At 29.4% G+C, this 11,752-nt stretch carries 13 protein-coding genes; 7 read left to right on the top strand and 6 right to left on the bottom strand.

Going from position 1 to position 11,752, the window contains the following annotated elements; genetic code table 11:
• Nucleotides 1-10 precede the first annotated feature (10 nt).
• The 3 genes from KHQ81_03035 to rnr are packed head-to-tail and all read right to left on the bottom strand — an operon-like array spanning nt 11 to nt 3,492.
• Nucleotides 11-637, bottom strand: a complete 627-nt coding sequence (locus KHQ81_03035) for a chromate transporter (GenBank protein ID QVK19535.1) — start codon at nt 635-637, stop codon at nt 11-13.
• 2 nt (nt 638-639) lie between these two features.
• Entirely contained in the window at nt 640-1,248 is a 609-nt protein-coding gene (locus KHQ81_03030; GenBank protein QVK18701.1) for a chromate transporter, read from the bottom strand.
• Between the two features lie 30 nt (nt 1,249-1,278).
• Nucleotides 1,279-3,492, bottom strand: coding sequence for a ribonuclease R (gene rnr / locus KHQ81_03025; GenBank protein QVK18700.1), 2,214 nt, complete (start codon nt 3,490-3,492; stop codon nt 1,279-1,281).
• A gap of 308 nt (nt 3,493-3,800) precedes the next feature.
• On the opposite strand from rnr, the gene KHQ81_03020 reads away from it, so the two are divergent.
• The 5 genes from KHQ81_03020 (at nt 3,801) to KHQ81_03000 (ending at nt 7,029) form a co-directional block, all read left to right on the top strand.
• Nucleotides 3,801-3,962 carry a zinc-ribbon domain-containing protein gene (locus KHQ81_03020; GenBank protein QVK18699.1) on the top strand — a complete coding sequence of 54 codons (162 nt, stop codon included), beginning with the start codon at nt 3,801-3,803 and terminating at the stop codon, nt 3,960-3,962.
• Between the two features lie 161 nt (nt 3,963-4,123).
• On the top strand, nt 4,124-5,059 hold the full coding sequence (locus tag KHQ81_03015; GenBank protein ID QVK18698.1) for a zinc ABC transporter substrate-binding protein: 936 nt from the start codon (nt 4,124-4,126) through the stop codon (nt 5,057-5,059).
• A complete protein-coding gene (locus KHQ81_03010) occupies nt 5,052-5,735 on the top strand; it encodes an ABC transporter ATP-binding protein (protein ID QVK18697.1) in 684 nt (227 codons plus the stop codon). Before KHQ81_03015 ends, KHQ81_03010 begins: the two co-directional genes overlap by 8 nt.
• 2 nt (nt 5,736-5,737) lie before the next feature.
• A complete protein-coding gene (locus KHQ81_03005; protein ID QVK18696.1) occupies nt 5,738-6,559 on the top strand; it encodes a metal ABC transporter permease in 822 nt (273 codons plus the stop codon).
• Between the two features lie 41 nt (nt 6,560-6,600).
• Nucleotides 6,601-7,029: a transcriptional repressor gene (locus KHQ81_03000; protein QVK18695.1), complete on the top strand. Its 429-nt coding sequence runs from the start codon at nt 6,601-6,603 to the stop codon at nt 7,027-7,029.
• Nucleotides 7,030-7,054: 25 nt separating this feature from the next.
• Here the strand turns inward: KHQ81_03000 and KHQ81_02995 are convergent, their stop codons facing one another.
• Entirely contained in the window at nt 7,055-7,300 is a 246-nt protein-coding gene (locus KHQ81_02995; GenBank protein ID QVK18694.1) for a hypothetical protein, read from the bottom strand.
• A 131-nt stretch (nt 7,301-7,431) separates the two neighbouring features.
• On the opposite strand from KHQ81_02995, the gene KHQ81_02990 reads away from it, so the two are divergent.
• Both KHQ81_02990 and KHQ81_02985 read left to right on the top strand, forming a co-directional pair.
• Nucleotides 7,432-8,610: a class I SAM-dependent rRNA methyltransferase gene (locus tag KHQ81_02990; GenBank protein ID QVK18693.1), complete on the top strand. Its 1,179-nt coding sequence runs from the start codon at nt 7,432-7,434 to the stop codon at nt 8,608-8,610.
• A gap of 53 nt (nt 8,611-8,663) precedes the next feature.
• Nucleotides 8,664-9,005 carry a four-helix bundle copper-binding protein gene (locus KHQ81_02985; protein QVK18692.1) on the top strand — a complete coding sequence of 114 codons (342 nt, stop codon included), beginning with the start codon at nt 8,664-8,666 and terminating at the stop codon, nt 9,003-9,005.
• A gap of 69 nt (nt 9,006-9,074) precedes the next feature.
• On the opposite strand, the gene KHQ81_02980 is transcribed toward KHQ81_02985, so the two are convergent.
• Nucleotides 9,075-10,589, bottom strand: a complete 1,515-nt coding sequence (locus tag KHQ81_02980; GenBank protein ID QVK19534.1) for a VWA domain-containing protein — start codon at nt 10,587-10,589, stop codon at nt 9,075-9,077.
• A 143-nt stretch (nt 10,590-10,732) separates the two neighbouring features.
• Nucleotides 10,733-11,563, bottom strand: coding sequence for a mechanosensitive ion channel (locus KHQ81_02975; GenBank protein QVK18691.1), 831 nt, complete (start codon nt 11,561-11,563; stop codon nt 10,733-10,735).
• Nucleotides 11,564-11,752: the final 189 nt, after the last annotated feature.

Genomic DNA, 11,752 nt, shown 5'->3' with positions numbered 1-11,752 from the left:
TCTTTCTTTCCTAAACATTAAAATGAAAAATTAATACTCCTAAACACGCTGAAATAAATATAACTAAAATAGGATTCATTTTATACTTAATAAGTAACAATAAACTGATTAAAAAGATACCAATACTTCCAACATTTAAATGACTAATAAAATCGGGAAGGTGAACATTTTTAAATATTTTTATCAATTGAAAACGACTATATATCTCTTTTTCTTTATTTTCATAAGCAAAAAATGGTGTTCGACTGACAATTATTGCAGCATTGATAATAAGACCGACAACTACTGCACGAATACCATAAAATATCATTTTATTTAAATGGTGTTCTTTATATTTTACTAAAATGGGTGATAAAAATATTACTATAAAAAATGAAGGAATAGGGATAGCGATGGTCGCAAAAACAGCCCCTAAAACCCCAGCAATTTTATACCCAACATATGTTGCGGTGTTTATCGCAATTGCACCTGGAGTCATTTGCGATATTGCAATAATATTACTAAACTCAAAATCTGTTAATCCAAATCCGCTAGCACCCACAATTTCCTGTCTTATTAAAGAAATCATGACAAATCCACCACCAAAATTAAACAAAGCAATCTTAGCGAAAGTGAAAAATAAACGCAATAACAACACTGTCATTTATCTTCACCCGCTTTAAATAATTGTCTAACTTTTTTGGGGTAAAAGAAATAGATTAATAAACCAGTTAAAGCACCAGATATAATCAGTAATATGGGTAATATACCAGTGAGTACCTTTGATAGGGTTAAAAACTGTCCTAATAAAAGTAGGATAACAGTTATAATGGTGATAAATAAAGTTACCTTATCTAGGATAGCTACTTTAGCGATTTTTATGGCTGATAAAATAATTAAAGCAACAACGGCAGATAATATACCCACAAATGCATGTTGAACAATCACTTCATCTTGAATATTCGTTAAAAGTGTCGCAATAATTAATATAATTATAAATGATGGGAGAATACAACCAAAAACAGCACTTATTGCTCCTTTTTTTTTGGCTATTTTAAATCCAACAAAGAGGGACATATTTACTGCTACCGCCCCTGGTATCGACTGACTAACAGCTACGATATCAGCAATATCCTTTTTATCAATCCATTTATTTTCTACCATCTCCTTTTCAATTAAGGGAATCATCACATATCCTCCTCCGAAGGTGAAAATTCCGATTTTAAAAAATTTCCAAAATAGTCGTAATAGACTAACGTTTTCTTTCATAACTCGGTCACATCCTAAAAAATTCCTTGATTAATGGTTATTTTTTTTACTTTTGCTACGGTCATTTTTTTTTGATTTATCTTTTTGACTTCTTTTCTTCGATAGTACTACTTTATTTCGATTACGTGATTTAACCCCAACAATTTCAAAATCTATTTCGCGTTCTTCTTTATTTGAACTAATGACTTTTACTTTCACATCATCTCCTAACCGATAAACCTTTTTCGTACGTTCACCAATTAAAGACATTGTCTTTTGATCAATTTCATAATAATCATCTGTCATATCTAATACATGTACTAATCCTTCAACGGTATTCGGTAATTCTACATAAATTCCCCAATTTGTGACTGAACTAATGATTCCTTCAAAAACTTCCCCTACTTTATCTTCCATAAATTCAGCTTTTTTCATATCATCCACTTCACGCTCACAATCTACAGCGTTACGTTCACATTTAGAGGTGTGAAGTGCAATATCTTTTAATAGAATAGAATATTTTTCAAAATTCTTTTCATCACATTTTGAATCAAAAACAAATTCCCTTATTAGTCGATGGACGATGGTATCAGGATACCGTCTTATTGGAGAAGTAAAGTGTGTATAAAAATCTGTTGCTAAACCATAATGGCCTAGACTAAGTTCAGAATAACGAGCTTTAGCCATTGAGCGTACTAACATCGTGTTGACAACAGCTGCTTCTTTTGTATTTTCTACTTTTTCTAATATCTCTTGGAAGGCTTTAGGATGAACTTTATTTTCTTTACCTTTAATCACATATCCTAAAGCATTACATAGTTGATAGAATCTTTTAATCTTTTCACTATCTGGATTCTCATGGATACGATAAATAAATGGATAGTTTAACCAATGGAAATGTTCGGCAACCGTCTCATTTGCACAAAGCATAAATTCCTCAATGATTTTTTCGGCAACATCTCGAAGTCTTAGTTTTATATCAAGTGGTTTACCAGCTTCATCAACAATAATTCTTGCTTCATTGGTTTCAAAATTAATTGCTCCACGTTCTTTTCTTCTTTTATTAAGTATATTATATAATTCATACATATTATTAAACAATGGTAGTAAAGGTTCATAACGTTTCATGACTTCTTCATCCTGTGAAACTAGTATTTTATTCACATTTGTATACGTCATTCTTTCTACAGTTTTAATTATACCAGGAAATAGTTCATATTTAACCACATCACCTGAAGCATTAATCTCCATTTCACAAGATATAACCAAGCGATTAACTTGAGGATTTAAAGAACAAATACCATTCGAGAGACGATGAGGAATCATTGGAATCACTCGATCAACTAAATAGACACTTGTTCCTCTTTTTAAAGCCTCTTTATCAATCTCATCATTTTCTCTTACATAATAAGAGACATCAGCAATATGTACACCTAATTTATAATTTCCATTATCTAATTTACTGACTGTCACAGCATCATCTAAATCTTTCGCATCTTCTCCATCAATTGTGACAATTAATTGATCTCTTAAATCTCTTCTACCTATTAAATCAGATTCATTTACTTCATCACGAATCATTTTTGCCTGGTCTAACACTTTTTCAGAAAAAAGAGTCGGAATATTATACTTGTATACAACTGATAATATATCAATTCCAGGATCATTTTTATGTCCTAATATTTCAACAATTTCACCTTCTAATAATCCATCAGAAATATACTTAACAATGTGAACCTTAACTTTATGATCTGGCATTGCTCCTTTGGATTTATTTTTATTAATGATAATCTTTCCTCTAAATCGTTTATCGTCACTTATTACATAACCAGCATTTTTATCTTCAGAATAAACGCCAATCACATCATGAGTTCCACGTTCAACAACCTTATAAATCTCACCTTCAAATCGAGCACCAGTCTTTTTTTTCATGACTTTTATCAGTACTTTATCTTGATTCATAGCGCCATTTAAAGCTGTTTTAGGAATAAAAATGTCATTTGTCTCTTCATTTAACAAGGTTACAAATCCATATCCTTTTTTATTGATTTGTAAGATTCCTGGTTTAAAGCCAAAACGTTCAATTAAATCATAACGATCTTTTTTATCACGATAAAGTATAAATTCATCCTCAAGTTGTACAAGCGTCTTAACCATTTCTTTAAATAATGCAGCATCTTCTATATAAAGTTGTCCTGCGATTTCCTCAACTGATAATCGTTTATAATCTGGATGGTTCATTAAATTCAATATTTTTTCTTTCATGTTTCTTACCTCCATTATCTATTTTACCATAATATTACAAATTATATAAAATTTTATATTTTATATCATTATTTTTCTACATTTACGTATAAAAAAACATTATTTTACAAAAAAATATAATAAATTATAATTTTAATTTCAACATGTATTAAATAAGGTTAACTTTTAAATAAAAAGTGTTGTGTTTAAAATTATAATGTGTTAGAATATAAAAGAAATCATTAGGAACTAATATTTGAATTTACCCTCGTCTAAGATAAATGACAGTAAATCTAAATATTATACCTATCTTAGAAGGAGGTAAACCCATGGCTGACAAAAAAATTATATGTAAAGATTGCGGAAATGAATTCGTTTTCACTGAAGGTGAGCAAGCATTTTACAAAGAAAAAGGATTTGAAAATGATCCTGTAAGATGTGCTGATTGCCGTAGAGCAAGAAAAAACCAAAGAAATCAAAACCGTCGTTAATTGATTTAAGAGGTTAAAGAGAGGATAATTCCTCTCTTTTTTTTATTTTCGAAAGAAATATTTTTAGAATAAATGCAAATGATTTGCATTTACATTTATTTTGATGCATAATATTACATAGAAAATATCATAATAATGCTATTAATGATTTGGAGGATGTCATGAAATACATTAAATATAGCTTATCTTTAAGTCTATTATTATTCGTTTTCTTAATATTGACAAGTTGTCAATTTGATGATAAAAATGAGGATAAATTAAAAGTGGTTACTACTATTTTCCCATTATATGATTTCACAAGAGAAATTGTTCAAGACAAAGTTGATGTTCAATTAATTTTACCTCCTGGTTTCGAACCACATTCTTATGAACCAAAACCAAGAGGTATTTTTGAAATCCGGAACTCAGATCTATTTATATATACTGGTGATTTTTTAGAAGTGTGGGCAACTAAAATTATTAACGTATTAGATGAAGATAATGTAATGATTATAAAATCTAGTGAGGGTGTATCTTTATTATCAGGAGAAGAAGAGGAAAATCTTTTTCACCACCATCATACTTATGATCCCCATATTTGGCTAGATCCCAATAATGCGATGATAATGGTTGACAACATTGTAAAAGGGTTAATTCAAGTAGACCCACAAAATGAAAGTTTTTATCGAGATAATGCTTCAAACTATAAAAAACAACTTCAAGCGCTTGATTCTGCTTATCAAGATTTATTTAGTCATGTAAAACACGATACCATTATCTTTGGAGGACATTTCATTTTTGGATATCTTGCGAATCAATTCAATCTAGAATATCAATCACCTTACAATGGATTTTCTCCTGATACCTTACCTACTCCAAAGAAAATACAAGAATTAATTAATTTAATTGATTCAACCGGTATTAAAACCATTTTTTATGAAGAATTGATAAATCCTAAAGTAGCAAAAATCATCTCTTTAGAAACAGGAGCACAGATGTTACCTTTAAATGGAGCAGGGAATGTATCTAAGGAAGATTTCAAACAAAACGTTACCTATCTCTCTATAATGTATCATAATATTGAAAATTTTAAAAAGGGGCTTATATACGATGAATAAAGTTTTAACAATTGATCATCTAAATGTATCCTATGGGAATTTTGATGTGATTAATGATATTTCATTCTCCGTTGAAAAAGGAGATTATATTAATATAATTGGACCAAATGGTGCAGGAAAAACAACGCTTGTAAAAGCAATTCTAAGATTAATCGACCATTATAAAGGAACCATCAAACGATACAATCAACCAATTGGATATCTTCCACAAAAAGCTTTTACAACAGAAAAACATTTTCCTGCAACAGTTTCAGAAATCGTCTCACTTGGTTTATTAGGAACTAAAAAGCATCCAAAACTAATAACTTCTACTGATCATCAAAAAATTGAGGAAACATTAAAAAAATTACACATCTATGAATTGAAAAATCGGAAGATTGGTCTTCTCTCTGGTGGGCAACAACAACGTGTTTTACTAGCTAGAGCGATTGTTAATTCTCCTAGTATCTTAATACTTGACGAACCAACAAGTGCTCTAGACCCCAATTTCAAAAAACAATTTTATGAAATATTACAACGATTAAATAAAGAAGAATTAGTGACCATTTTACATATTACCCATGATATTAATGATTTAGAAAATGAAAACAATAAAATACTCTATATCAATCAAAAATTAATTTATTTTGGAAATAGTGCTGATTATGCAATCTCACAACAAGAATTGGAGGTTTAAAAATGAATGAAACAATACAATTATTATTAGAAGCGATTACCTCAACTTTCATTTTAAAAGCCCTACTTGTCGGTATATTAGTAGCCATCAGCAGTTCTTTTTTAGGAATTTTTCTTGTTTTAAAGAAGTACTCAATGATAGGGGATGGTCTAGCACATGTTAGTTTTGCGACAATTGCTATCGCTCTATTTCTAGGAATAACCCCTCTTTATGTTTCTATTCCACTTGTTATCCTAGCTTCAATCTTAATTTTGAAATTAAATGAAAAAGCAGAAATTCATGGGGATGCTGCCATTGGCTTAGTTGCATCTTTTTCAGTAGCTTTAGGTTACTTAATCGCGAGTTATTCAAGTGGTTTTAACGTCAATTTATCTAGTTACTTATTTGGAAGTATTCTATTAGTCACCAATCTTGATGTTATTTTATCAATTATCTTATCTATTGTGGTCACTATTACAGTCTTATTTTTATATAATAGTTTATTTGCTTTAACCTATGACGAAGAATTCTCAAAAGTATTAGGACTTAACACCAAACGACTAAACTATATTATTTCAATTCTTACTTCTCTCACAATTGTTTTAGGAATTCGTGTTGTAGGAACAATGTTAATCTCTAGTTTAATCATTTTTCCTACTGTAACAGCTTTACAAGTTTCTAAAGGTTTTAAATCCACAATTAAAATATCCTTAATTGTTTCGATTTTAAGCATTATAATAGGTGTATTATTATCAATTATAATCAATTCACCTACTGGTTCTACTATTGTTGTTGTAAACGGGTTCTTCTTTATCGCTTTTTATCTCAAAAAAAAGTTAGGTTAATACCATCTATATGATATAATTAAATAAAGGGTGGTGACTGTATGATTCAAGAAACACTATTAAGTAAAATTGGTCTTAAAAAAACAAAACATCGTTTATTTTTACTTAAACTATTAACTGCATCTGAAAATCCCTTAACCGCAGAAGAGATTTATCATTATTGTAAACAAAATGATCTTTCTATCAATTTATCAACTGTTTATCGGATTTTAGATACTTTTTTAGAAAAAGGAATTGTGATTAAACCCATTGTTAAAGAAGATACCAAAGCTTGTTATAAACTCAATCACCATCAACACACTCATTATTTAATTTGTCATAAATGTCAAAAGATGGTTGAAATTGATTTCTGCCCTTTCAATGGTTTTGAAAAAACGATAGAAAATGAAACAAACTTCACCATTACAAATCATAAACTAGAGTTATTTGGAATTTGTCCTAATTGTAAAAAAAATAACCCACCAACTTAAAAGTTGGTGGATTTTATTCTATAACCTATTTTTTATTTTTATATTTCTCAGCTGCAATTTTTTCTCCTTGACTAACTAAATCTCGTGTAATTAGTCCTGCAGTATAACCAATGATCGGTTGATTGACATCGATTATATGACTAGATACATTTGGTATAGAAAAATCTTGTGCAATTTCCACATTATATTTATTATCATTCAACACTTCACTCTTTGCACGTATTTCTTCGATTCCATCTTTATTTTTAGAATTTTTATTATCATTATTCACTTAAATCACTCCTTCATATCATTCTTTATTATTTTCAAAAGTTAGATTTATCATTCATCTTCATAAAAACCTTGTATTAACAAATAATAACAGTATATAATGGTATGGAATGAATAAAAAAAGGAGCATTTATGATAAAAGTAATATTAAAATTAGGTATTAAAAAAAGAGTAGAAAAAAATCATCCTTGGGTATATAAAAATGAAGTAGACCATATCGAAGGAGATTATCAATCAGGCGATATCGTATCAGTTTATAATCATAAAGGAAGATTTTTAGGTAAAGGATATATAAATCCAAAATCACTTATTTTAGTTCGAATGATGACCCGAAATATTGATGAAGAAATCAATGAAGAATTTTTTCGGAAAAGAATTGAAAATGCCTATCTATACAGACAAAAAATGATGACTAGCGAAAGTTACAGACTCATTTTTGGTGAAGCTGATCAATTACCAGGATTAATTGTTGACAAATTCAATGACTATTTATCCATTCAAACATTAACTTATGGGATTGATCAGTATAAAGATTTAATTGTGAAATTACTAATTGAACTAGTTAAACCGAAAGGAATATATGAACGAAATGATAATTCCGTTCGTCTATTAGAAGGGTTAGAAGAAAAAAAAGGATTCCTGTATCAAACATTTGACCCAGTCACAATTATTAGTGAAAATGGTGTTAATTTTTATGTAGACATCGCAGGTGGTCAAAAAACAGGTAGTTTTTTAGATCAAAAAGCCAATCACGCATCCATAAAAGCAATTGTGAAAGATGCGAAAGTTTTAGATTGTTTTACCCATACAGGCGGTTTTGCTTTACATGCTGCTAGCTATGGAGCAAAAGAAGTTGACGCTATCGACATATCAGAAATGGCTTTAGCACTTGCTAAAAAGAACGCAGAATTAAACAAAGTAGAAGACAAAATTAATTTTATTTGTGGAAATGCTTTTGATTTACTTAAAGCTTATACAGATGCATTTAAACTTTATGATGTAGTCATATTAGACCCACCTGCCTTCACCAAATCAGCAAAGAAAATTAAAAGTGCTTATCGAGGGTACAAAGAAATAAATTTAAGAGGAATGAAATTAGTAAAGCCTGGTGGTTTTCTAGTAACCGCTTCATGTTCTCATTATATGAAACCAGAATTATTTAAAACAATGCTTGAAGAAGCAGCACATGATGCGCATAAAACCATCAGAGAAATAGACTATAGAACACAAGATATAGACCATCCTATTGTTTGGGGATATGATGAATCACTATATTTAAAACTATATATTTTACAAATAAATCCAAAATAATGTATTTTACTTCTCTTTGTTTACTATACTATAATGAACAAAGGAGGATAAGCATGGATTTTATTGAGAGTGAATATCAAATCTGTATTGATTTTTTAAATGATTGTGCACAAGCTTGTAATGAATGCCTGGATGAATGCCTTAATGCACCTGACCTCAAAGATCGTGGTGAGTTGATCAAAAATTTAGTAGAATGTGAAATACATGCACAGATGACTGTTGGTTTTTTAACACGAAAATCGAAACACGCAAAAAAAATGGCCTTAATTTGTGCCCATTTAGCAGAAGTCACCGCAAAAGAATGTGAAAACTTTAATGATGTCTGTACAAAAATGACACAGCAAGTTTGTTTAGAATCAGCTTCTATGTGTATCAAATCATTTGATAATAAATAAAAAACTTGAATGTAAAAGTACTCATTAGTACAATTTACATTCAAGTTTTTATATCAATTTAAACTTATACTATTCTCGATTGATTAGACTTTTCGCAAGTCCTACTAAACGAATAAATTCAGAACGATAGCCTTTCTCATCTTCGCCTTTAGAAAGGGTTGCTCTTTGGATGATTTGATCGAAATTCGCATTCCCTTTATATTCAGAATCTCTTAATAATAAGCTAAATTCAGCAACAGAACTAGCGAATAAAAAGTTTTGAGATGGATTATCTACAATATCTGTAACCTTAATTACTTCTTCCATTAATTGACTGATATCTTCAGTTGGTTCTTTATATCGTAGTTTAATAGTCATTACATCATCAAAATTCGTAAACTGACGTTCCTGATATTTCAAATCATCAATACTATCGATTTCTTCATTTGAATCGGTCATAATCAATTCATAAAATGCTGTAACTGTAAAACCAGCACCAATATCGCCTGCATCTTTCTTATCATCCTGAAAATCGCTGTCATCTAAAATGCGATTTTCATAACCAATTAATCGATAGCCTTTAATAACTGCAGGATTAAATTCAATTTGGATTTTAACATCTTTAGCAATTGTTAAAAGCGTTGAACTCATTTGTTCAACCAATACTTTTTTTGCTTCCATAAAACTATCAATGTAGGCATAGTTTCCATTTCCTTTATCCGCTAACAATTCCATTCTTGAATCTTTATAATTTCCTGTTCCAAATCCCAATACACTTAAAAAGATTCCATCATCACGTTTTTCTTCAATTAATTCTTCCAGTTCACTATCAGAAGATACACCAACATTAAAATCACCATCTGTTGTTAATATAACACGATTATTACCGCCTTCAGCAAAATATTTATTGGCTTGTTCATAAGCTAATTGAATTCCAGATCCACCAGCAGTTGAACCACCGGCTTGTAAACTATCGATTGCTTGATTAATCGTATCTTTTTCATTTCCTCTTGTTGGTTCTAAAACAACTCGAGATGAACCCGCATAGACAACAATAGAAATCAGGTCATCTTCTCTTAAATGATTTACTAATAGTCTCAATGAAGATTTAACAAGTGGTAATTTATTAGAATCTGACATTGAACCAGATACATCAATTAAAAATACTAAATTACTTTGTGGAAAATTAGTTGTATCAATTTTTTCTCCTTGAATGGTAATCATTGCTAAGTTGCGTTTATCATTCCATGGACAAGGTGCTACTTCTGTATACATAGCCAGAGGTTTATCTTCAGGCGATGGATAGTCATAAGTAAAGTAGTTGATCATTTCCTCAGTTCTAATTGCACCTTTAGGTGGAATGCTACCTTCATTCAAAAAACGTCTTACATTAGCATAGGAGGCTGTATCGACATCAATTGAGAAAGTAGAGAGTGGTGAACTTAACACATCTTGAATGGGATTTTCCTCAATGATATTGTATTCTTCAGTATTAAAATCACCTTTCATTGATGTTGTTGTCGTATAAACATAATTTTCCTGATAATTATTATTATGTTTGTCAGAACTACATGAGGAAAGTAAAATCAAGCTAATTAAAAACATAAAACATATCAATAAATTTCTTTTCACAAAAACCACTCCTTTTCATTAACTTTTACTAATTATATATTAACACTTTAATTCTTGAGTGTATATAATCTTAACCATTTATTAATAAATTATATAAAAAAATAGAGCTTAACACTCTATTTTTCACTTTTCATATGTACATCTAATTGTGGATATGGAATTGATATGCCTTGACGGTCAAATTCACCTTTAACTGAAAGCATTAATTCATAATAAGCTTTCCAATAATCACTTGATTTTGCCCAACCACGGACTATAAAATTAATGGAATTATTCACATATTCATTTAAGTATACTACAGGTTTAGGATCTTTCAAAATGAGTGGATGGTCTGAAATTAATTTTTCAAGAATTTGTTTAACCATTAAAGTATCATTTTCATAACTGCAAGATAATTTTAATTCTAAACGTCTTGTAGGATAGGCAGAGTAATTGATTAAACTTGCATTCGATAATCCTGAATTTGGAATAACTATCTTTTTGTTATCAGGAGTAGATAATATAGTATAGAAGATATGAATATCTTTAACAGTACCACTAAATCCTTGTGCTTCGATATAATCGCCTACTTTAAATGGTTTAAATAACAAAATTAAAACACCACCAGCAAAGTTTGATAAACTTCCCTGTAACGCTAATCCTATCGCAAATCCAAATGAGCCAAGTAAAGCGATAAATGAGGTCACTTCAACCCCAAACATACTTATTATTGATAGTAATAAAGTTATTTTCAAAATAACTCTAATTAATGGTGATAGAAATGATTTTAATGATGGGTCTATTTTAGATTTATCTAAACGTCGGTTAATACGCTTAATAAACCATTTAATTAATTTTAAACCAACAAATAATAATATAAGCGAGATTATTACTTTTAATCCATAGACTACCACGACATCGTAAAATTGTTCATAGTTAAACTCAGGTAATTTAAAATCTTTAAACATACAATCACTTCCTTATAATTTTTCTTATCATGATTTTGAATAACCTTATAAGCATTCAAATCATTATTTAATATCTTCATTTCATATGGTAAACTAATAGTAATATGAATTTGAATTTTTTTACCTCAATAATCATTTTACTAAAAATGGAAGTAATATTCAAATAAATTCTAAAAAAACAGCTATTTA

The organism is Mycoplasmatota bacterium (genome assembly GCA_018394295.1).
Lineage (GTDB): Bacteria > Bacillota_I > Bacilli_A > Haloplasmatales > Haloplasmataceae > JAENYC01.
Note: the sequence above shows the minus strand (reverse complement) of the source record. Positions and strands in the feature narration are given on the sequence as shown.